Annotated in this window: 15 protein-coding genes, 1 tRNA gene and 1 pseudogene; 2 read left to right on the forward strand and 15 right to left on the reverse strand. The window is 67.7% G+C overall.

Going from position 1 to position 22,213, the window contains the following annotated elements; genetic code table 11:
• Positions 1-147: 147 nt before the first annotated feature.
• The 4 genes and pseudogenes from fusA to ACFCZF_RS00985 form a co-directional block, all read right to left on the reverse strand.
• On the reverse strand, positions 148-2,274 hold the full coding sequence (gene fusA / locus ACFCZF_RS00970; protein ID WP_375913385.1) for an elongation factor G: 2,127 nt from the start codon (positions 2,272-2,274) through the stop codon (positions 148-150).
• Between the two features lie 39 nt (positions 2,275-2,313).
• Positions 2,314-2,784: a 30S ribosomal protein S7 gene (gene rpsG / locus ACFCZF_RS00975; RefSeq protein WP_003974303.1), complete on the reverse strand. Its 471-nt coding sequence runs from the start codon at positions 2,782-2,784 to the stop codon at positions 2,314-2,316.
• 2 nt (positions 2,785-2,786) lie between these two features.
• Positions 2,787-3,158, reverse strand: coding sequence for a 30S ribosomal protein S12 (gene rpsL / locus ACFCZF_RS00980; RefSeq protein ID WP_003948652.1), 372 nt, complete (start codon positions 3,156-3,158; stop codon positions 2,787-2,789).
• Between the two features lie 768 nt (positions 3,159-3,926).
• Positions 3,927-4,928: pseudogene (locus tag ACFCZF_RS00985) on the reverse strand (glycosyltransferase family 2 protein); the annotation flags it as partial.
• 106 nt (positions 4,929-5,034) lie between these two features.
• Between ACFCZF_RS00985 and ACFCZF_RS00990 the strand changes: the two are divergent.
• Positions 5,035-6,345 (forward strand): hypothetical protein, encoded by a 1,311-nt coding sequence (locus ACFCZF_RS00990; protein ID WP_376669939.1) that lies wholly within the window; start codon positions 5,035-5,037, stop codon positions 6,343-6,345.
• Positions 6,346-6,421: 76 nt separating this feature from the next.
• On the opposite strand, the gene ACFCZF_RS00995 is transcribed toward ACFCZF_RS00990, so the two are convergent.
• The 11 genes from ACFCZF_RS00995 to ACFCZF_RS01045 form a co-directional block, all read right to left on the reverse strand.
• Positions 6,422-10,321: a DNA-directed RNA polymerase subunit beta' gene (locus tag ACFCZF_RS00995; RefSeq protein ID WP_376669840.1), complete on the reverse strand. Its 3,900-nt coding sequence runs from the start codon at positions 10,319-10,321 to the stop codon at positions 6,422-6,424.
• Positions 10,322-10,431: 110 nt separating this feature from the next.
• Complete coding sequence (rpoB, locus tag ACFCZF_RS01000; protein WP_375913378.1) at positions 10,432-13,917, reverse strand: DNA-directed RNA polymerase subunit beta; 3,486 nt, start codon at positions 13,915-13,917, stop codon at positions 10,432-10,434.
• Between the two features lie 589 nt (positions 13,918-14,506).
• Positions 14,507-14,890: a 50S ribosomal protein L7/L12 gene (rplL, locus tag ACFCZF_RS01005; RefSeq protein WP_376669841.1), complete on the reverse strand. Its 384-nt coding sequence runs from the start codon at positions 14,888-14,890 to the stop codon at positions 14,507-14,509.
• Positions 14,891-15,012: 122 nt separating this feature from the next.
• Complete coding sequence (gene rplJ / locus ACFCZF_RS01010; protein WP_376669842.1) at positions 15,013-15,543, reverse strand: 50S ribosomal protein L10; 531 nt, start codon at positions 15,541-15,543, stop codon at positions 15,013-15,015.
• Positions 15,544-15,836: 293 nt separating this feature from the next.
• Entirely contained in the window at positions 15,837-16,685 is an 849-nt protein-coding gene (locus tag ACFCZF_RS01015) for a DUF1396 domain-containing protein (protein WP_376669843.1), read from the reverse strand.
• Between the two features lie 95 nt (positions 16,686-16,780).
• Positions 16,781-17,587, reverse strand: coding sequence for a hypothetical protein (locus tag ACFCZF_RS01020; RefSeq protein WP_376669844.1), 807 nt, complete (start codon positions 17,585-17,587; stop codon positions 16,781-16,783).
• A gap of 150 nt (positions 17,588-17,737) precedes the next feature.
• Positions 17,738-18,463, reverse strand: coding sequence for a 50S ribosomal protein L1 (gene rplA, locus ACFCZF_RS01025; RefSeq protein WP_375913365.1), 726 nt, complete (start codon positions 18,461-18,463; stop codon positions 17,738-17,740).
• Between the two features lie 84 nt (positions 18,464-18,547).
• A complete protein-coding gene (rplK, locus tag ACFCZF_RS01030; RefSeq protein ID WP_006130605.1) occupies positions 18,548-18,982 on the reverse strand; it encodes a 50S ribosomal protein L11 in 435 nt (144 codons plus the stop codon).
• A 150-nt stretch (positions 18,983-19,132) separates the two neighbouring features.
• Positions 19,133-20,002 (reverse strand): transcription termination/antitermination protein NusG, encoded by an 870-nt coding sequence (gene nusG / locus ACFCZF_RS01035; protein ID WP_375913361.1) that lies wholly within the window; start codon positions 20,000-20,002, stop codon positions 19,133-19,135.
• A gap of 80 nt (positions 20,003-20,082) precedes the next feature.
• Complete coding sequence (secE, locus tag ACFCZF_RS01040) at positions 20,083-20,370, reverse strand: preprotein translocase subunit SecE (RefSeq protein WP_210957964.1); 288 nt, start codon at positions 20,368-20,370, stop codon at positions 20,083-20,085.
• Positions 20,371-20,478: 108 nt separating this feature from the next.
• Positions 20,479-20,551 (reverse strand) — tRNA-Trp (locus ACFCZF_RS01045).
• Between the two features lie 400 nt (positions 20,552-20,951).
• Here ACFCZF_RS01045 and ACFCZF_RS01050 point away from each other — a divergent pair.
• Positions 20,952-22,178: a pyridoxal phosphate-dependent aminotransferase gene (locus ACFCZF_RS01050; protein ID WP_375913358.1), complete on the forward strand. Its 1,227-nt coding sequence runs from the start codon at positions 20,952-20,954 to the stop codon at positions 22,176-22,178.
• Positions 22,179-22,213 lie beyond the last annotated feature (35 nt).

Raw genomic sequence — 22,213 nt, forward strand, 5'->3', positions numbered from 1 at the left:
TACGCCTTACTCATCGGCGCCAGGTGATCTTTGCTGGAAAGCCCGGGTGCCGGGGGCATTCCGCCGGGTTCACGACGGAATGCCCCATGCAGGCTCCGGGGTCAAGCCTAAAGCGTGAGAACGGGGTCCGTTAAACGGAGTAGTCCGTTACTCGCCCTTGGCCTTCGCGATGATCTCCTCGGCGACGTTCCGGGGAACCTCGGCGTAGGAGTCGAACTGCATCGAGTAGCTTGCGCGACCCGACGTCTTGCTGCGGAGGTCGCCGACATAGCCGAACATCTCCGAGAGGGGCACGAGGCCCTTCACGACGCGGGCACCCATCCGCTCCTCCATGGCCTGGATCTGGCCACGGCGGGAGTTGATGTCGCCGATGACCTCACCCATGTAGTCCTCGGGCGTGGTGACCTCGACGGCCATCATCGGCTCCAGGAGCACGGGCGAAGCCTTGCGCGCGGCTTCCTTGAACGCCTGCGAACCGGCGATCTTGAAGGCGAGCTCGGAGGAGTCGACCTCGTGGTAGCCACCGTCGATGAGCGTGACGCGGACGCCCGTCATCTCGTAGCCGGCCAGGATGCCGAACTGCATGGCCTCCTGCGCACCGGCGTCCACCGACGGGATGTACTCCCGCGGGATACGGCCACCGGTGACCTTGTTCACGAACTCGTACGAGGCGTCGCCGTCCACGATCGGCTCGATCGCGATCTGCACCTTGGCGAACTGACCGGTACCACCGGTCTGCTTCTTGTGGGTGTAGTCCACGCGCTCGACGGTCTTGCGGATCGTCTCACGGTACGCGACCTGCGGCTTGCCGACGTTGGCCTCGACCTTGAACTCACGGCGCATACGGTCGACCAGCACCTCGAGGTGCAGCTCGCCCATACCACCGATGATGGTCTGGCCGGTCTCCTCGTCGGAGTGAACCTGGAAGGAGGGGTCCTCCTCGGCCAGGCGCTGGATCGCGACGCCGAGCTTCTCCTGGTCGCCCTTCGACTTGGGCTCGATGGCGACCTGGATGACCGGCGCCGGGAAGTCCATGGACTCCAGGATCACCGGGTTCTTGTCGTCGGACAGCGTCTCACCGGTGGTGGTCTGCTTCAGGCCCATGACGGCGACGATGTCACCGGCGCCCACCGACTCGATCTCCTCACGCTTGTTGGCGTGCATGCGGTAGATCTTGCCGATGCGCTCCTTCTTGCCCTTGACGGGGTTCAGCACGGCAGTGCCGGACACCAGGCGGCCCGAGTAGACCCGGACGAAGGTGAGCTTGCCGAGGTGCGGGTCGCTCATGATCTTGAAGGCGAGCGCGGCGAGCGGCTCGTCCTCGGACGGCTTGCGCTTGACGACGACCTCGGGGTCCTTGACGTCGTGGCCCTCGATGGCCTCGACGTCGAGCGGGGTCGGCAGGTAGCGCACGACCGCGTCGAGCAGGGGCTGGACGCCCTTGTTCTTGAACGCGGTGCCGCAGAACACCGGGGTGACCGTGGTGTCCTCGGACTTGCCGGAGGCGATGGTGATGCGACGGATCGCGGCGTACAGCTGCTCCTCGGTGGGCTCCTGGCCCTCCAGGAACAGCTCCATGATCTCTTCGTCGTTCTCCGCCACGCCCTCGACCAGCTTGCCGCGCCACTCCTCGGCGGCCTCGGTGTGCGTGGCCGGGATGTCGACGGTGTCGTACATCTCGCCCTTGGCGGCCTCGGCGGACCACACGAGCGCCTTCATGCGGACCAGGTCCACGACGCCCTTGAAGTCGGCCTCGGCACCGATCGGGAGCTGCATGACGAGCGGCTGGGCGCCCAGACGGTCCGAGATCATCTCCACGCAGCGGTGGAACTCGGCGCCGGTACGGTCCAGCTTGTTCACGAAGCAGATACGCGGCACGCCGTAACGGTCGGCCTGACGCCACACCGTCTCGGACTGCGGCTCGACACCGGCGACACCGTCGAACACGGTCACGGCACCGTCGAGCACACGCAGGGAGCGCTCCACCTCAACGGTGAAGTCGACGTGCCCCGGGGTGTCGATGATGTTGATCGTGTAGTCGTTGTCCTCGAGCGGCCAGTGACAGGTGGTCGCAGCAGACGTGATCGTGATGCCACGCTCCTGCTCCTGCTCCATCCAGTCCATCGTGGCGGCGCCGTCGTGGACCTCACCGATCTTGTACGAAACGCCGGTGTAGAACAGGATCCGCTCGGTGGTGGTCGTCTTGCCCGCGTCGATGTGGGCCATGATCCCGATGTTGCGGACCTTGGCCAGGTCAAGTGAAGTGGTAGCCATAAGGCTTCAGTCTTCTCTCGGTCTCGATGTGGGTAGCGACTACCAGCGGTAGTGCGCGAAGGCCTTGTTGGACTCGGCCATCTTGTGCGTGTCCTCGCGCTTCTTCACAGCGGCACCGAGGCCGTTGGAGGCGTCGAGGAGCTCGTTGAGCAGACGCTCGGTCATGGTCTTCTCGCGACGGGCGCGGGAGTAACCGACCAGCCAGCGCAGCGCGAGGGTGTTGGCCCGACCGGGCTTGACCTCGATCGGCACCTGGTACGTCGCACCACCGACACGGCGGGACTTGACCTCGAGGGTCGGCTTGATGTTCTCGAGAGCGCGCTTCAGCGTGATGACCGGGTCGTTACCGGTCTTCTCGCGCAGACCCTCCATGGCGCCGTAGACGATGCGCTCGGCGGTGGAGCGCTTGCCGTTCAGCAGCACCTTGTTGATCAGGGAGGTCACCAGAGGAGAACCGTAGACCGGGTCGATGATGACCGGGCGCTTCGGGGCGGGGCCCTTACGAGGCATTCTTACTTCTCCTTCTTGGCGCCGTAGCGGCTGCGGGCCTGCTTGCGGTTCTTCACACCCTGGGTGTCAAGCGAACCGCGGATGATCTTGTAGCGAACACCCGGCAGGTCCTTCACACGGCCGCCGCGCACGAGCACGATGGAGTGCTCCTGCAGGTTGTGCCCCTCACCCGGAATGTAAGCGGTGACCTCGATCCCGCTGGTCAGACGCACACGCGCGACCTTACGCAGGGCCGAGTTCGGCTTCTTCGGGGTGGTCGTGAACACACGCGTGCAGACGCCACGACGCTGGGGCGAACCCTCGAGTGCGGGCGTCTTGTTCTTCTCGACCTTGTCCTGCCGGCCCTTCCGGACCAGCTGCTGGATCGTAGGCACTACTTCTCCGGTTTCTGTGTGCCGAATGGTGAAGCTAACCTGGAACGTCTCCGACCCACGCGGTCGGGTGTGTCGAAGCCGCGAACCCCTGCCGCGAGGCGGAGGAAAGCGCGGATTGCGGTGGCCGGTCACGACCCTCACTGCGGTTGAAGGCACGCACGAGGGCCAGGGCACACCCCAGGCACAAGGTCTGAGCGTACCTATCGCATTCGCTGCGGTCAAAACAAATGCGCGGGACCGGCAGCGGCACCCGGCTCGCCCCGTTTCCTCCCGACCCGCACACGGCGCCTCCACGCCCCTGGGAGCACCTACGCGGTGACTCACCGCCGTCCCGGCGCGTCAGGCCCGCGGGCCCCGGCGTCTCAGGCCCGTGGGCCCCAGCGCGTCGGGCCCGCAGGCCCAGGCGCCTCAGGCCCGCGGGACCGGAACGCGCGCCCCGCCGGGGGCGGGCGCGGCGGCCGCCCGTGGTTCCGGCGGGCCGACGGAACCACACGCGGACGCGCCGGACGCCTCGGACACGCAGGACGCACCGCTCGCGTCGGACGCGAGGCCGTCCGGGTCGCCGTGACCGTCGGCGGCGGCGGGCTCGGCGGAACGCTGCGGCCGATCCGTGGCGGCGTCGGCGGCGGGCTCGGCCCGTCGGTCCGAAAGCCCGTCCGGGACGGCGTCCGGGGCGGGGGCGGTGCCCCGGGCCGGTGCGGCCCGTGCCGCCGATGCAGGCGGTGCGGCCGATGCAGTCGGTGACACCGGTGCAGCCGGTGCAGCCGGTGCAGCCGGTGCAGCCGGTGCCGCCGGTGCAGCCGGTGCCGCCGATGCCGCCGTGTCGTCGCGGACGAAGTACGTCGGACGGTTCTGCACGGCCGTGTATATGCGGCCGACGTACTCGCCGAGCAGGCCCACGCAGATCAGTTGCACCGCGCCGATGAAGACGATGCCGGTGAAGAGCGACGTCCAGCCCGGCACCGTGCGGCCCAGTGCGAAGGCGGTGAGGGTGTAGACGAGCAGCGCCAGGCAGACCACGAAGGCGCCGGCGCCCAGCCAGGTGGCCAGCCGCAGCGGGGCCGCGGAGAAGCCGGTGACGCTGTCGACCGCGAGGCGGATCATCCGGCCCAGCGGATACTTGGTGCGGCCCGCGGTGCGCGGAGCGCGCTCGTACGTCACCCGCCCGCTCGGGAAGCCCAGCCAGGGCACGAGGAGCCGGTAGACCCGCTGCTGGTCCGGCAGGGCCTTCAGGGCATCCACCGCGGCCCGGCTGAGCAGCCGGAAGTCGCCGGCCTGCGCGGGGACCGACGGGCCCGCCAGGCGCCGCATGAGGCGGTAGTAGAGGCCCGCGCTCCAGCGCTTGAACCCGGTGTCGCTGCTGCGGTCGGCACGGACGCCGTACACGATGTCGAGCCCCTCCGCGCGGGCCAGCGCCAGCATGTCGGGGATCTTCTCCGGCGGGTCCTGGAGGTCGGCGTCCAGGCTCACCACGTAGGCCCCGGACGCCCGGTCCAGGCCGGCGGTGAGGGCGGCCTGGTGGCCGGAGTTGCGCCGCAGCGCGACCACGCGCAGTTCCGGCCAGCCCAGCCGGAAGGCGGCGAGCAGTTCCGCCGTACGGTCGCCGCTGCCGTCGTCCACCGCCACGACCTCGTGGGGGACGCCCAGCTCCGTCAGGACCGGCCGCAGCCTGCTGACCAGCGCGGGCAGGACCTCTTCCTCGTTGTACATCGGAATGACGACCGACAGCACGATCGGTTCGTGCAGTTCCTCGTCCCGTCCCTCGGGCACCGCGCCTCCCCTCCCCTCCCCCGAACATCGAGCACAGATGTGCGACTCTTGTGCGATCTTATGGCAGCAATTGACGGTTGAGGGTGGACTGAGGGGGATGACAGCCATGGACACGGCTGCCGACGACACGGTGACCGACGGATCGCGCGGCGCACCGGACGGGCAGCCCGACGACCGCCTGGAACGCTCCTGGCGGACCTGGCTTACCCGGCGTACATGGCGTCCGACGTTGCCCGACGGCGCCCGCCCCTACCTGCCCGCGCTCGTCCTCTACGGCGTCACGAAGCTCGTCGGCCTCGCGGTCTTCGCCTCCCTGCTGGAGTACGCCGGCGACTACAAGGGGAAGAACCCGCGCTTCGGCGGCGGCGCCCACTGGTGGGACGTCCTGGCCACCTGGGACGGCTGGTGGTACCTCCAGGTCGCCGAGCACGGCTACAGCCCCTCCCTGGTGCGGCTCGGCGGCGACGGCCTGTTCACCGTCCAGCAGAACTCCGTCGCCTTCTTCCCGCTCTACCCGGCGCTGATCCGCATGGTCTCGGAGACCACGGGCCTCGGCCTGTACGGCTCCGGCATCCTCGTCTCCGTCGTCTCGTCGTTCGTCGCGGCGGCGGGCATCTTCGCCGTGGTCCGCCTCGTCGCCGGAGCCCGCGCGGGCACCGTCGCCGCGGGGCTGTGGGCCGTGGCCCCGGGTGCGGGCGTCGAGTGGGCGGTGTACTCCGAGTCCCTGTTCGTCGCCATCGCCGTCTGGGCCTGCTACGCCGTGATGACCGGCCGCTGGGTGACGGCCGGGCTGCTCGCCTTCACCGCGGGCCTGAACCGCCCCACGTCCGCCGTGCTCATAGGCGCCGTGGGACTCGCCGCGCTGGTGACGCTCGCCCGTCCGGCCGGCCGGCGCGAGCACGGGGTACGCGGCCCGGTCTACGCCATGATCGTGGCGCCCCTGGGCCTGCTCTCCTACATCGCCTGGGTCGGCTACCGCACCGGCGAGGCCACGGCGTACTTCACGCTCCAGCGCGAGGGCTGGGCGCACTTCTTCGACTACGGCGCCTACACCCTGGACGTGCTGCGCAACCTCGCGGTGGGCAAGGGCGACTACCACTTCGCCTTCTCCACCCCGGACCTGCTCTCCCTCCAGCTGGTCCAGGCGCTGCCCTTCCTCATCGCCCTGATGCTGCGCAAGAAGCCCCCGCTGGTGCTCGTCGCGTACACCCTGGCGACCATCATCACGGTCCTCGGCACCCAGCAGATGTTCGGCAACACGATGCGCTACCTGCTGCCCGCCTTCCCCCTGCTCCTCGCCCCCGCCGCGGCCCTCAGCCGCCTGAAGCTCCCGAGCCTGGTGGTCTTCTTCTCCACCGCCGCGCTCGCCTCCGGCTGGTACGCCCACTACGTCATCTTCGAGCTGGGCGTGCCATAGCCCTCCCCGCACACACGCCGAAGGGCGGCCACCCCGTGGGGGTGACCGCCCTTCATGCGATCAAGCGACAGCTCGCTTACTGGTTGTACGGACCGTAGTCGTAGTCCTCCAGCGGAACGGCCTGGCCGGAGCCCGTGCCGAACGGCGAGTAGTCGATGTCGTCGTAGCCGACGGCCGAGTACATCGCGGCCTTGGCCTCCTCGGTCGGCTCGACCCGGATGTTGCGGTAGCGGGACAGACCCGTACCGGCCGGGATGAGCTTACCGATGATGACGTTCTCCTTGAGGCCGATGAGGCTGTCGGACTTGGCGTTGATCGCCGCATCCGTCAGGACTCGGGTCGTCTCCTGGAAGGAGGCGGCCGACAGCCAGGACTCCGTCGCCAGCGAGGCCTTGGTGATACCCATCAGCTGCGGACGACCGGAGGCCGGGTGACCGCCCTCCTGGACCACACGACGGTTCTCGGTCTCGAACTTCGTACGCTCGACCAGCTCGCCGGGCAGCAGCTCGGCGTCGCCGGACTCGATGATCGTCACGCGGCGCAGCATCTGCCGGATGATGATCTCGATGTGCTTGTCGTGGATCGACACGCCCTGCGAGTTGTAGACCTTCTGGACCTCGCCGACCAGGTGGACCTGGACGGCACGCTGACCCAGGATGCGCAGCACGTCGTGCGGGTTGGTGGCACCCACGGTGAGCTTCTGGCCCACCTCGACGTGATCGCCCTCGCCGACCAGGAGACGGGCACGCTTCGAGATCGGGAACGCCGTCTCGTCGCTGCCGTCGTCCGGGGTGACGACGAGCTTCTTGGTCTTCTCGGTCTCCTCGATCCGCACGCGGCCGGAGGCCTCGGAGATCGGGGCGACACCCTTCGGGGTACGGGCCTCGAAGAGCTCGACGACACGCGGCAGACCCTGGGTGATGTCGTCACCGGCCACACCACCGGTGTGGAAGGTACGCATCGTCAGCTGGGTACCGGGCTCACCGATGGACTGGGCGGCGATGATGCCGACCGCCTCACCGATGTCGACCAGCTTGCCGGTGGCCAGCGAGCGGCCGTAGCACATGGCGCAGGTGCCGACCTGGGACTCGCAGGTCAGGATCGAACGGGTCTTGACCTCCTCGACGCCGTGGGCGACCAGGGCGTCGATCAGGACGTCACCGAGGTCGACGTTGGCCGGCGCGATCACCTTGCCGTCGATGACGACGTCCTCGGCGAGCATGCGGGCGTAGACGCTGGTCTCGACGTCCTCGGTCTTGCGCAGCGTCCCGTCCGCGTCGCGCGAGGCGATCGGCAGCTTGAGGCCGCGCTCGGTGCCGCAGTCCTCCTCGCGAATGATGACGTCCTGGGAGACGTCGACCAGACGACGCGTGAGGTAACCCGAGTCGGCGGTACGCAGAGCGGTGTCCGCCAGACCCTTACGGGCACCGTGCGTGGAGATGAAGTACTCCAGCACGGACAGGCCCTCACGGAAGGAGGCCTTGATGGGACGCGGGATCGTCTCGTTCTTCGCGTTCGACACCAGACCACGCATACCGGCGATCTGACGCATCTGCATCATGTTGCCTCGTGCGCCCGAGTTCACCATCATGAAGATCGGGTTGGTCTTCGGGAAGTTGTCGTTCATCGCCTCGGCGACCTCGTTGGTCGCCTTGGTCCAGATCGCGATGAGCTCCTGCGTGCGCTCGTCCTTGGTGATCAGACCGCGCTCGTACTGCTTCTGGACCTTCTCGTCCTGCGCCTCGTAGCCCTTGACAATCTCCTTCTTCGCCTCGGGAACGACGACGTCGGAGATGGCCACGGTGACGCCGGAACGGGTCGCCCAGAAGAAGCCGGCCGCCTTCAGGTTGTCGAGCGTCGCCGCCACGATGACCTTCGGGTACCGCTCGGCGAGGTCGTTGACGATCTCGGAGAGCTGCTTCTTGCCGACCTCGTAGTCGACGAAGGGGTAGTCCTCGGGCAGCAGCTCGTTGAAGAGCGCGCGGCCCAGCGTGGTCTTCAGGGTGAAGGTGTCACCCTGCTGCCACTCCGGCTCACCCTCCTCGCGGGCCGGGGGCTCCCAGCCGCGGGGCGGGATGGTGCCCACCGGGAAGCGGATGTCGACCTTCGACTGGAGGGACAGGTCGCCCGCGTCGAACGCCATGATCGCCTCGGCGGCGGAACCGAAGGCACGGCCCTCACCCTTGAGGTCGCGGCCCTCGCCGTCGGTGGTGAGGAAGAACAGACCGAGGACCATGTCCTGGGTCGGCATCGTCACCGGACGGCCGTCGGCCGGCTTCAGGATGTTGTTCGAGGACAGCATCAGGATGCGGGCCTCGGCCTGCGCCTCCGCGGACAGCGGCAGGTGCACGGCCATCTGGTCACCGTCGAAGTCCGCGTTGAACGCGGTGCAGACGAGCGGGTGGATCTGGATGGCCTTGCCCTCGACCAGCTGCGGCTCGAAGGCCTGGATGCCGAGGCGGTGCAGCGTGGGCGCACGGTTCAGCAGAACCGGGTGCTCCGCGATGACCTCTTCAAGGACGTCGTACACGACCGTGCGGCCGCGCTCGACCATGCGCTTGGCGCTCTTGATGTTCTGCGCGTGGTTCAGGTCGACCAGGCGCTTCATCACGAACGGCTTGAAGAGCTCCAGCGCCATGGCCTTGGGCAGACCGCACTGGTGCAGCTTCAGCTGCGGGCCGACGACGATGACGGAACGCGCCGAGTAGTCGACTCGCTTACCGAGCAGGTTCTGACGGAAACGGCCCTGCTTGCCCTTGAGCATGTCGCTCAGGGACTTCAGCGGGCGGTTACCCGGACCGGTGACCGGGCGACCACGACGACCGTTGTCGAAGAGGGCGTCCACGGCCTCCTGGAGCATGCGCTTCTCGTTGTTCACGATGATCTCGGGCGCACCGAGGTCGAGAAGGCGCTTCAGGCGGTTGTTGCGGTTGATCACGCGGCGGTACAGGTCGTTCAGGTCGGAGGTCGCGAAGCGGCCACCGTCCAGCTGCACCATCGGACGCAGGTCCGGCGGAATGACCGGCACGCAGTCGAGCACCATGCCCTTGGGGCTGTTGCTGGTCTGCAGGAACGCGGAGACGACCTTGAGGCGCTTGAGCGCACGGGTCTTCTTCTGGCCCTTGCCGGTACGGATGATCTCGCGGAGGCGCTCGGCCTCCTCGTCGAGGTCGAAGGACTCCAGGCGCTTCTGCAGGGCAGCGGCACCCATGGAGCCGTCGAAGTAGGTGCCGAAGCGGTCGCGCAGCTCGCGGTAGAGCAGCTCGTCGCCCTCCAGGTCCTGGACCTTGAGGTTCTTGAACCGGTTCCACACCTCGTCGAGGCGGTCGATCTCGCGCTGCGCACGGTCGCGCAGCTGCTTCATCTCACGCTCGGCACCCTCGCGCACCTTGCGGCGCACGTCGGCCTTGGCACCCTCGGCCTCCAGCTCGGCCAGGTCGGTCTCGAGCTTCTTGGCCCGGGCCTCCAGGTCCGAGTCGCGGCGCTGCTCGACCTGCTGGCGCTCGACGGAGACGTGGGCCTCCAGCGAGGGCAGGTCGCGGGTGCGGCGCTCCTCGTCGACGTACGTGATCATGTACGCCGCGAAGTAGATGACCTTCTCGAGGTCCTTCGGCGCCAGGTCCAGCAGGTAGCCCAGGCGCGACGGGACGCCCTTGAAGTACCAGATGTGGGTGACGGGGGCGGCGAGCTCGATGTGGCCCATCCGCTCACGGCGCACCTTGGCGCGCGTGACCTCGACGCCACAGCGCTCACAGATGATGCCCTTGAAGCGGACGCGCTTGTACTTGCCGCAGTAGCACTCCCAGTCCCGGGTCGGACCGAAGATCTTCTCGCAGAAGAGTCCGTCCTTCTCGGGCTTGAGCGTGCGGTAGTTGATCGTCTCGGGCTTCTTGACCTCGCCGTGGCTCCACTGACGGATGTCGTCAGCGGTGGCCAGACCGATCCGGAGCTCGTCGAAGAAGTTGACGTCGAGCACTATGCGTCAATCCCTCTCAGGGTTGTAAGTCTTGGGGTCTGAAACGGGGGTCCTGGGGCCGGCCGGAGGCTCAGGGATCTTCGTCGCTGAACCTCCGGACCGGACTCCCGTCAGACCTCTTCGACGCTGCTCGGCTCGCGCCGGGACAGGTCGATGCCGAGCTCCTCCGCAGCGCGGAAGACGTCCTCGTCGGTGTCACGCATCTCGATGGACATGCCGTCCGAGGACAGCACCTCCACGTTGAGGCACAGGGACTGCATCTCCTTGATGAGCACCTTGAAGGACTCGGGGATGCCGGGCTCTGGGATGTTCTCGCCCTTGACGATGGCCTCGTAGACCTTCACGCGGCCGGTCACGTCGTCGGACTTGATGGTCAGCAGCTCCTGGAGGGCGTACGCGGCGCCGTAAGCCTCCAGCGCCCACACCTCCATCTCACCGAAGCGCTGGCCACCGAACTGGGCCTTACCACCCAGCGGCTGCTGGGTGATCATCGAGTACGGACCGGTCGACCGGGCGTGCAGCTTGTCGTCGACCAGGTGGTGGAGCTTGAGGATGTACATGAAGCCGACGGAGATCGGCTCCGGGAACGGCTCGCCGGAGCGGCCGTCGAACAGCCTCGCCTTGCCGGACGGGAGCACCATGCGCTCGCCGTCGCGGTTCGGGATGGTGTGCTGGAGCAGACCGGCCAGCTCGTCCTCACGCGCACCGTCGAAGACGGGGGTGGCGACGTTGGTGCCGGGCTCGACCTTGTCGGCGCCGATGGCCTGGAGGCGCTCGGCCCACTCCTCCGCGAGGCCGGAGACGTCCCAGCCGCGGCTGGCGAGCCAGCCGAGGTGGATCTCCAGGACCTGTCCCGGGTTCATTCGGGACGGGACACCCAGCGGGTTGAGGATGATGTCGACCGGGGTGCCGTCCTCCAGGAACGGCATGTCCTCGATCGGGTTGATCTTGGAGATGACGCCCTTGTTGCCGTGACGGCCGGCGAGCTTGTCACCGTCGGTGATCTTGCGCTTCTGCGCGACGTAGACGCGCACCAGCTGGTTCACACCGGGGGGAAGCTCGTCGCCCTCTTCGCGGTCGAAGACGCGGACGCCGATGACCTTGCCGATCTCGCCGTGCGGCACCTTCAGCGAGGTGTCACGGACCTCACGGGCCTTCTCACCGAAGATCGCGCGGAGCAGGCGCTCTTCCGGCGTCAGCTCGGTCTCACCCTTGGGCGTGACCTTGCCGACGAGGATGTCGCCGGCGACGACCTCGGCACCGATGCGGATGATGCCGCGCTCGTCGAGGTCGGCGAGGACCTCCTCGGAGACGTTCGGGATGTCCCGGGTGATCTCCTCGGGGCCGAGCTTGGTGTCACGGGCGTCGACCTCGTGCTCCTCGATGTGGATCGAGGAGAGGACGTCGTCCTGCACGAGGCGCTGCGACAGGATGATCGCGTCCTCGTAGTTGTGACCCTCCCACGGCATGAACGCGACCAGCAGGTTCTTGCCGAGCGCCATCTCGCCGTTCTCGGTGGCCGGACCGTCGGCCAGGACCTGGCCCTCGATGATCCGGTCGCCCTCGGCGACGATGACCTTCTGGTTGACCGAGGTTCCCTGGTTGGACCGGGAGAACTTGGCCAGGCGGTACGTGATGTACGTGCCGTCGTCGTTGGTGGTGGTGATGTAGTCCGCGGAGACCTCCTGGACCACACCCGCCTTCTCCGACTTGACCACGTCGCCGGCGTCGGCGGCGGAGCGGTACTCCATGCCGGTGCCGACCAGCGGGGACTCGCTCTTGATGAGCGGCACCGCCTGACGCATCATGTTCGCGCCCATGAGGGCACGGTTGGCGTCGTCGTGCTCGAGGAACGGGATCATGGCGGTCGCGACCGACACCATCTGGCGCGGCGAGACGTCCATGTAGTCGACGTCGTCACCGGGGACGTAGTCGACCTCTCCGCCACGGCGGCGGACCAGGACGCGGGCCTCGGAGAAGCGCATGTCGTCGTTGAGCGTGGCGTTGGCCTGCGCGATGACGAAGCGGTCCTCCTCGTCGGCGGTCAGGTAGTCCACGTCGTCCGTGACCTGGCCGTCGACGACCTTGCGGTAAGGCGTCTCGATGAAACCGAACGGGTTGATCCGGCCGTACGAGGCGAGCGAGCCGATCAGACCGATGTTCGGGCCTTCGGGCGTCTCGATCGGGCACATGCGGCCGTAGTGCGACGGGTGAACGTCGCGGACCTCGAAGCCGGCCCGCTCACGGGAGAGACCACCCGGGCCGAGGGCGTTCAGACGACGCTTGTGCGTCAGCCCCGACAGCGGGTTGTTCTGGTCCATGAACTGGGACAGCTGGCTGGTGCCGAAGAACTCCTTGATGGAGGCGACGACCGGCCGGATGTTGATCAGGGTCTGCGGCGTGATCGCCTCGACGTCCTGGGTGGTCATGCGCTCGCGCACGACGCGCTCCATACGGGCGAGACCCGTACGGACCTGGTTCTGGATCAGCTCGCCGACGTTGCGGATGCGGCGGTTGCCGAAGTGGTCGATGTCGTCGGTCTCGACGACGATCTCCCGGCCCGACTCGCCGACCGTCTCGGTCTCACCGGCGTGCAGCTTCACCAGGTACTTGATGGTGGCGATGACGTCGTCGGTGGTGAGCACGCCGGCGTCCAGCGGCTCGTCCGCGCCGAGCTTCTTGTTGACCTTGTAGCGGCCGACCTTGGCGAGGTCGTAGCGCTTCGGGTTGAAGTACAGGTTCTCCAGAAGCGTCTGCGCGGCCTCACGCGTGGGGGGCTCGCCCGGACGCAGCTTGCGGTAGATGTCGAGCAGCGCGTCGTCCTGGCCCTGGGTGTGGTCCTTCTCCAGAGTGGCGCGCATGGACTCGTACTCGCCGAACTCCTCGAGGATCTGCTCGGTGGTCCAACCGAGGGCCTTGAGGAGGACGGTCACGGACTGCTTGCGCTTGCGGTCGATGCGCACACCGACCATGTCGCGCTTGTCGATCTCCATCTCCAGCCAGGCCCCCCGGGACGGGATGATCTTGGCGGAGAAGATGTCCTTGTCGGACGTCTTGTCGATGGAGGAGTCGAAGTAGACACCCGGCGAACGGACCAGCTGCGACACCACGACACGCTCGGTGCCGTTGATGACGAAGGTGCCCTTGTTGGTCATGAGCGGGAAGTCGCCCATGAAGACCGTCTGGGACTTGATCTCGCCGGTCTCGTTGTTGGTGAACTCGGCGGTGACGAAGAGCGGGGCCGCGTACGTGAAGTCGCGGTCCTTGCACTCGTCGATGCTGTTCTTGGGGGGCTCGAAACGGTGGTCGCGGAACGTCAGCGACATCGACCCGGAGAAGTCCTCGATCGGCGAGATCTCCTCGAAGATCTCTTCCAGACCGGACTTGGTGGGGACGTCCTGACCGGACTCCAGAGCCGACTCGACGCGAGCCTTCCACGCGTCGTTGCCGAGCAGCCAGTCGAAGCTCTCGGTTTGCAGCGCGAGAAGGTTCGGAACCTCGAGGGGCTCCTTGATCTTTGCAAAGGAGATGCGCAGCGGGGCGGTGCTGGCAGCGTTGTTCGTATTCGCGGTCGAGGCATTGCGCGAGGCGGCCAAGAGGGGGTCCTTCCGAGGGCTCGGACTCACTACGCGCGTACCGGCCCCTCTTCCGTGCACGAAGACAGGGGGCGCCTGATGTGGCTGTAAAGCCAGGTCAGGCATGCTCTGGTCGTCGGTGCTCGGGCGAGGGCAGACCCCTGGTGACGGGCAGGGGGCAACTAACAGGCAGCGCAAAGGGTCAGTGTAGCCACATGGCACACTGATGTCCAGTGCGGGTCTCGATGACCGTGTTCGCTCCTCGTTGTTCTCACCACCTGCGGCAAGGCCTCGCCCTCAACGCACCGTGATACTGCCCTCTTCGCCGTGGATCCATGCCTCGGATTCGGATCCGTGTGACGACGCGTCCTGAGAATCGCGCGCTGCGTGCGGTTCGTCAAGGCCCCCCTTGCCCGAACCGCCTGCCGCCTGGGGCTCTCAGGGCCCCGGCGACGGCACGACGAAGATCACCATACTCTTCGCCGTCGCGCGTGCAAGGCAGCCGCCGCCGGTCCCCCGGATACGCCGAAGAGCGACCACCCGGATGGATGATCGCTCTTCGGTGCTGTGGCGTTACAGATCCTGACGGATCCGTGGAGCCTTCGCGGTCTTACTTGACCTCGACCGAGGCGCCGGCGCCCTTGAGGGACTCGGCGGCCTTCTCGGCGGCGTCCTTGGCGACCTTCTCGAGGACGGGCTTCGGGGCGCCGTCCACGAGGTCCTTGGCCTCCTTCAGACCCAGGGAGGTCAGCTCGCGCACGACCTTGATGACCTGGATCTTCTTGTCGCCGGCACCGGTGAGGATGACGTCGAACTCGTCCTGCTCGGCCTCGGCCTCGACCGGGGCGCCCGGGGCGGCGGGGCCGGCCACGGCGACCGCGGCGGCGGCGGTGACGTCGAACTTCTCCTCGAAGGCCTTCACGAACTCGGAGAGCTCGATGAGGGTCATCTCCTCGAACTGGGCGAGCAGGTCGTCCTGGCTGAGCTTCGCCATGATGGCGGTCCTTCCACTAATTCGGCAGGTGCCGGATGTACGGGGTGAGGCGGGCGTACGTCGGGCCCGCGTCGACCCTCACCTCATGCGGTTATGCGGCGAGGATCGGAAAGCGAGCCGAATTACTCGGCACCGCCCTGCTCGTCCTGCTTGGCACGGAGCGCGTCCACGGTGCGGACGAGCTTCGAGGGAAGCGCCTGGAAGAGCTGCGCAGTCTGGGACTGCTTGCCCTTGAAGGCACCCGCCAGCTTGGAGAGCAGAACCTCGCGGGACTCGAGGTCCGCAAGCTTCTTGATCTCGTCGGCGGACAGCGCCTTGCCGTCAAGGACACCGCCCTTGATGACGAGATTCGGGTTGTCCTTGGCGAAGTCGCGCAGACCCTTCGCCGACTCCACCGGGTCACCGGTGACGAAGGCGACGGCCGTCGGACCAGCGAAGAGCTGGTCGTCGAGCGTGATCCCGGCCTCGTTGGCCGCAATCTTGGTCAGCGTGTTCTTCACCACGGCGTACTGGGCGTTCTCACCGAGCGACCGGCGCAGCGTCTTGAGCTGCGCCACGGTGAGACCGCGGTACTCGGTCAGCACAGCGGCGTTGGAGCTGCGGAACTTGTCCGTCAGCTCGGCAACCGCGGCAGCCTTTTCGGGCGTCGCCATAGAGCCTCGGCCTCCTTCCGGGTGATTCGGACCGCGCGGACCCGAAGGAGGACTGGGGAAAACGAAACGCCCCGGCGCAGGCGCACGGGGCGTGGCTCGACCGTTCGTCATCCGCACGGGGCGGGGACTTCCGGGAGCTCATCCACAGTCACCTGCGCGGGTCGTCCGCAGTTCAGCGGATCCTTCGGCCACCGTGTCCTCTTTCGAACACACGGCAACGACCAGCGGTCTTTGGCTTCTGGGGAAGCGTACGTGAACGGGGCAGTGTCAAGCAAATCCGCCCGTACGGCGACTCAGCCCTGCTGGGACTCCTGCATCATCTCGGCCAGGTCGACGGTGTCCTTGGCGGGCGGGGCGGTGACCTTCACGGGCTCGTTGAAGCCGAGGAAGGTGACGGTCATGTCCAGCGGGCCCTTGTCGGCGTCGCCGCGCATGCGGAACTGCTTGGTGCGGTCGTCGCCGTCGATCCACATGTCCATCGTGAGCTTGTCGACGCCCATCTTCTCGTACTGCTCGATGCTCTTCTGGCGCTTCTCCCGGGTGTCCTTGTCCTCGTCCCCGATGGACTTCTCCAGGTCGGCGAGGGTGACCGTGCCCTTGTAGTGGGTGGTCTTCACACCGTCGACGGTCTCGGTGCCGGCCTTCTCCACGTCCTTGGCGCCGGTGAGGAAGGTGGACTCGGTCGCCGGGTTCTTGTCGGCCTGGGAGGCGCCGCCGAGCTGGTTCAGCTCCTTGTCGGCACCCAGCGCGGCCAGGTCGAACTTGATCCAGCTCTTGCCGTCCATCTCCTTGGCCGCCTCGGCGCCGCCGCCGATGTACATGGCCTTGTCGACGAGCCGGATCTCCGCCTTGGCGTCGGCGCCCTGGTCGAGTGCCGTCATCTTCATGCTCATCGCGAGCGTGGGCTTGATCTGCATCTCGGCCTCGGCCTTGACCCGGCCCTCCTCCGGGGCCCGTCCGGTCATGCGGTAGCGGAGGGAATCGATCTCCTCCGTGTTCTTCGCCGCCTTGGCGACGGCCGCCGCCGGCGTCATCTTCGGGGACTCCTCGGCCCCGTCACCCTTGGAGCAGCCCACCGCGCCGGCGGCGAGCAGCAGCGCGGCCAGCCCGGCACCCACGGGCATGCGCACGGAAGTCTTCATGGAGTCCCCCCACGGAACACAGAAAGAAACAGCCTTTACACAGCAGGACGCGAGCGTACCCAAGTCGGTTCGAACGGTCTTGTGAATTCTGTGGATCAGCTGCCCTCCCAGCCGCCCTCCTGCGCCTTCAGGAGTTCCTTGAAGTCCGCGGTGTCGGCGGCCGGAGGACGCTCGGCGGAGACGGCGACGCCGTAGTCGCTGTAGTACGCGGTCTGGCTCAGCTCCCCGGTCTCCGTCCGCCCCCGCTCGACCTTCTTGACCAGCAGGTCCCGGTCGTCGACCCAGATGTCGACGGTCTGCGCGGTGGCGCCGCCGATCGTGCCGGTCCAGTGCGTGGTGCGTCGGCCGCGGGTCGTCTCCTCCCCGACCTTGCGTACGTCGTCGGAGGCGAGCAGCCGCTTCACCGCCTCGTGGGGCGTGGTCTTGCGCATCTGGTCCGCGAAACCGGCGCCCGCGCCGTCGCCGAGGCTCTCCAGGTCGGCGTAGACGTACTTGATCCAGTGTCTGCCGCCCACGCGGTCGGCGAACGCGTCGCCCATCCGGGCGTAGTAGGCGTCGGGCAGGTACCGGGCCTCCATGGCGGTGGTGCCGAGCCGGCGCATGGTCTCGGCGGTCGTGCCGCCGGTGTACGTGATCGTCAGGGTGCCGGTGAGGCCGTCGCGCCAGCCGAGGGCTCCGTCGGCGGCCAGGGACAGCTCGCGGCCCATGACGGTCGTGGACTCGACCCTTGCCGAACCCGCACGTCCGGTGGCCCGCTCGACGGAACGCAGCGACTGCTCCGACCGGTCGGTGGCGCCGGTGGAGTCGGTCGGCCCGTCGGCGGAGGTGCAGGCGGTGGCGCACGCCAGCGCGGCCGTCACCGCGATCGAGGCGACCGTATGGCGTGCCGTCGCGCCCGTCATACGCCCACCCCTTGTCCCCGTGTGCCCCCGCGCGCGATTACGCGCTGCCCGCACGCTAACCCAGCGTTTGGACACCCGTACGGGAAAAGGGAACGGGCCCCGCACCTCGGAAGGTGCGGAGCCCGTGAACCGGTTGGGCGAGCCGTGGGCTCAGACCGCCGCCGGGTCCTCCTCGACGAGGAGGTTGCGGGTGCGGTTGGAGTCGATCGGAATGCCGGGGCCCATCGTGGTGCTGATGGCGGCCTTCTTGATGTAGCGACCCTTGGCGGCGGACGGCTTCAGACGGAGGATCTCCTCCAGCGCCGCGGCGTAGTTCTCCACCAGCTGGGTGTCGTCGAAGGACGACTTGCCGATGATGAAGTGCAGGTTCGAGTGCTTGTCGACGCGGAACTCGATCTTGCCGCCCTTGATCTCGGTCACGGCCTTGGCCACGTCCGGGGTCACGGTGCCGGTCTTCGGGTTCGGCATCAGACCACGCGGGCCGAGGACGCGGCCGAGGCGGCCGACCTTGCCCATGAGGTCCGGGGTGGCGACGACGGCGTCGAAGTCCAGACGGCCCTTCGACACCTCGTCGATCAGTTCGTCGGAGCCGACGATGTCGGCGCCCGCGGCGGTCGCGGCCTCGGCACGGTCACCGGTCGCGAAGACCAGGACCCGGGCGGTCTTACCGGTGCCGTGCGGGAGGTTCACGGTGCCACGGACCATCTGGTCGGCCTTGCGCGGGTCGACACCCAGGCGGAAGGCGACCTCGACGGTGCCGTCGAACTTGGTCGTGGAGGTCTCCTTGGCGAGACGGACGGCCTCGAGCGGGGCGTAGAGCTTGTCCCGGTCGATCTTGGCGTCCGCAGCGCGGAGAGACTTGCTGCGCTTGCTCACTACTGCTCCTGTTGGCTTCTGAGGAGTCGTGGTGCGGGCCGAGCAGGCCCTGCCACTACTACTGCTGTCTTACGGGGGTGGAGGTCAGCCCTCGACCGTGACGCCCATGGAACGCGCGGTGCCGGCGATGATCTTCTCGGCGGCGTCCAGGTCGTTGGCGTTGAGGTCGGGCATCTTGGTGGTGGCGATCTCACGGACCTGGTCGCGCGTGATCTTCGCGACCTTGGTCTTGTGCGGCTCGCCGGAGCCCTTCTCCACGCCCGCGGCCTTGAGGATCATCTTCGCGGCCGGCGGGGTCTTGGTGATGAAGGTGAAGGAGCGGTCCTCGTAGACCGTGATCTCCACCGGGATGACCCAACCGCGCTGCGACTCGGTCGCGGCGTTGTAGGCCTTGCAGAACTCCATGATGTTGACGCCGTGCTGACCCAGCGCGGGGCCGACCGGCGGAGCCGGGTTCGCGGCACCGGCCTGGATCTGGAGCTTGATGAGCCCCGTGACCTTCTTCTTCTTGGGAGGCATTCCGGGTCCTCTGTTCCTATGTCTCTTTCCTGATGCCAAAAGGCAACCGCACTACCCTAACGGGTATATCAGCGCGGCTAAAAACCGAGCAGGTCAGACCGGCTGCGGGAGCCTGTCTGACCCGTTCGGTGGCTTGGGACGCCGAAGGCGCTAGTTCTTCTGGATCTGGTCGAAGCTCAGCTCGACCGGGGTCTCGCGGCCGAAGATCTCGACGAGGCCCTTCACCTTCTTCGAGTCGGCGTTGATCTCGTTGATCGTGGCCTGCAGCGTCGCGAACGGGCCGTCGGTGACGGTGACCGAGTCGCCGACCTCGAAGTCCAGCACCTGGACCTCGACCTTGCGCTGCGGCGCCGGCTTGCCCTCGGCCTCGGCGGCCTCGCGGGCGGCCTTCTCCTCGGCCTCCGGGGCGAGCATCTTGACGATCTCGTCCAGCGTCAGCGGGTACGGGTCGTAGGCGTTGCCGACGAAGCCGGTGACGCCGGGGGTGTTGCGGACGACACCCCAGGACTCGTTGGTCAGGTCCATGCGGACGAGGACGTAGCCGGGCAGCTTGTTCTGCCGGATCGTCTTGCGGTCGCCGTTCTTGATCTGGACGACCTCTTCCTGCGGCACCTCGGCCTGGAAGATGTAGTCCTCGACGTTGAGCGAGACGGCGCGCTGCTCGAGGTTGGTCTTCACGCGGTTCTCGTAACCGGCGTACGTGTGGATCACGTACCACTCGCCGGGCAGGACGCGCAGCTCCTGGCGGAGCTTCTCGATCGGGTCGATCTCGGGCTCGGGCTCCGCGGCCTCGGCGGTCTCCGCGTCGGCGTCCTCGGCCTCCGCGTCCTCGCCCGCCTGCTCGGCGGTCTCGTCCTGGGCCTCGGCGGTCTCGTCCGCGTCCGCGACGACGGCGTCGTCGGCAGCCTCGGCCTCGGCGGAGGCCTCGGTGTCCTCGTTGTCGGCGCCCTCGACGATGCCGGGCTCGTCCTCGACGGACTCGACCGGCTCGATGGCGTCGTTCACGTTCGGGTCAGACACGGTGGCTGCTTCTTCCTGGATACATAGGGGTGGAACACGCGAAAGGGGCGCCGGGTACCTCGGCGCCCTTCGCTCTCGACTCAGCCGAAGACGTACTTGGCGGCGTGAGAGAAGCCATAGTCAATCAGAGTCACCAGGCCGATCATGATGACCACGAAGATGATCACGACGGTGGTGTACGTCGTCAGCTGGTTGCGGGTCGGCCAGACGACCTTGCGAAGCTCCGCGACGATCTGGCGGTAGAAAAGCGCGAGGCGCTTCAGCGGGCCCTTCTTGGCGCGCTTGCCGCCCTTGCGCGACTTCTTCTTGGAGTCCGGCGCCTCGTCCTGGGCATCAGGCATGTCGATGGAGCCCACGGCGTCCGTCACTCGTCCTCACCTGATTCCGGGTCGTGGCCGTGCCGCGCCCGGTTGGAGCCGCACGGCGGTGCATTGCTGTACGTACATGCGCACACATCCTGGCGAAGGTGTGTGTAGCAGGGCCGGAGGGACTTGAACCCCCAACCGCTGGTTTTGGAGACCAGTGCTCTACCAATTGAGCTACGACCCTTTGTGTGTCCCCAACGTACCGCATCCGCCCGGATGCTTGGTGTGCACCGAGTGGGCGCGGACCGCTGAAGGCCAACGAGGTGAGAGTGTACGTGCTCGGGGGCCGGGCGTCGAACAGAAAGGACGCGTGGGAGGCTCTGCCGGGTCGTCTTGGCCGAAGATCGCCCTGGCCGCGGGGTGGATCCGGGACGTTTCCGCGGCGGATCCGGACTGTTGTTCAGGCGTTTGCCCCGTCCTGTCCCGGCGCCGTCCGGCCTCTGTCTCGCCTCCCTCTCGCCTCCCTCTGGCCTCCGTCTCGCCTCCGTCTCGCCTCTGTCTCGGCTCCGTTCCGTCCCGTTGAGTGCTGTTCAGTCCGTGAAACCCGTGTGCCCGGGAAGTTTCCGGTCTGGAACGATGGGCCCATGAGCGCTGCAACCCCTCCCACCGAGCGCCGGGTCTCCGCCCGAGTCGGCGCGATCTCCGAGTCCGCCACCCTCGCCGTGGACGCCAAGGCCAAGGCCCTCAAGGCCGCCGGGCGTCCGGTGATCGGCTTCGGCGCCGGTGAGCCGGACTTCCCGACCCCGGACTACATCGTCCAGGCCGCCGTCGAGGCCTGCCAGAACCCGAAGTACCACCGCTACACGCCGGCCGGCGGGCTGCCCGAGCTGAAGGCCGCGATCGCCGCGAAGACGCTGCGCGACTCCGGCTACGAGGTCGACCCGTCGCAGATCCTGGTCACCAACGGCGGAAAGCAGGCCATCTACGAGGCGTTCGCCGCGATCCTCGACCCGGGCGACGAGGTCATCGTCCCGGCGCCGTACTGGACGACGTACCCGGAGTCGATCCGGCTGGCCGGCGGTGTCCCCGTCGAGGTCGTCGCCGACGAGACGACCGGTTACCGGGTGAGCGTGGAGCAGCTGGAGGCCGCGCGCACCAAGAAGACGAAGGTCGTCCTGTTCGTGTCGCCGTCGAACCCGACGGGTGCCGTGTACAGCGAGGCCGAGACCGAGGCGATCGGCCAGTGGGCCGTCGAGCACGGTCTGTGGGTGCTGACCGACGAGATCTACGAGCACCTCGTCTACGGCGACGCGTTCTCCGTCTCCATGCCCGCGCTGCTGCCCGAGCTGCGCGACAAGTGCATCGTGGTCAACGGTGTCGCGAAGACGTACGCGATGACCGGCTGGCGGGTCGGGTGGGTCATCGGCCCGAAGGACGTCGTCAAGGCCGCGACGAACCTCCAGTCGCACGCCACGTCCAACGTGTCCAACGTGGCCCAGGCGGCGGCGATCGCCGCGGTCTCCGGCGACCTGGACGCCGTGGCGAAGATGCGGGAGGCCTTCGACCGGCGCCGTCAGACCATCGTGCGGATGCTCAACGACATCGACGGCGTGCTGTGCCCGGAGCCCAAGGGCGCGTTCTACGCGTACCCGTCGGTGAAGGCGCTCCTCGGCAAGGAGATCCGCGGCAAGCGTCCGCAGGACACGGTCGAGCTGGCCGCGCTGATCCTGGAGGAGGCCGAGGTCGCGGTCGTGCCCGGCGAGGCGTTCGGCACGCCCGGGTACCTGCGGCTGTCGTACGCGCTCGGGGACGAGGACCTCGTCGAGGGCGTGAGCCGGATCCAGAAGCTGCTCGCGGAGGCGCGGGACTGACCGCGCTCGCACAAAGAAACAGGGCTCCCCGGAAC

This window comes from Streptomyces sp. NPDC056296, assembly GCF_042268605.1.
Lineage (GTDB): Bacteria > Actinomycetota > Actinomycetes > Streptomycetales > Streptomycetaceae > Streptomyces.

Bases quoted from the DNA above. Each gene is read 5' to 3' on its own strand.
- fusA (WP_375913385.1), bottom strand. From the start codon at position 2,274: ATGGCTACCACTTCACTTGACCTGGCCAAGGTCCGCAACATCGGGATC.
- ACFCZF_RS00990 (WP_376669939.1), top strand. From the start codon at position 5,035: ATGGACACGGCTGCCGACGACACGGTGACCGACGGATCGCGCGGCGCA.
- ACFCZF_RS01020 (WP_376669844.1), bottom strand. From the start codon at position 17,587: ATGACGGGCGCGACGGCACGCCATACGGTCGCCTCGATCGCGGTGACG.
- rpsG (WP_003974303.1), bottom strand. From the start codon at position 2,784: ATGCCTCGTAAGGGCCCCGCCCCGAAGCGCCCGGTCATCATCGACCCG.
- rplJ (WP_376669842.1), bottom strand. From the start codon at position 15,543: ATGGCGACGCCCGAAAAGGCTGCCGCGGTTGCCGAGCTGACGGACAAG.
- rplK (WP_006130605.1), bottom strand. From the start codon at position 18,982: ATGCCTCCCAAGAAGAAGAAGGTCACGGGGCTCATCAAGCTCCAGATC.
- ACFCZF_RS01050 (WP_375913358.1), top strand. From the start codon at position 20,952: ATGAGCGCTGCAACCCCTCCCACCGAGCGCCGGGTCTCCGCCCGAGTC.
- ACFCZF_RS01015 (WP_376669843.1), bottom strand. From the start codon at position 16,685: ATGAAGACTTCCGTGCGCATGCCCGTGGGTGCCGGGCTGGCCGCGCTG.
- rplL (WP_376669841.1), bottom strand. From the start codon at position 14,890: ATGGCGAAGCTCAGCCAGGACGACCTGCTCGCCCAGTTCGAGGAGATG.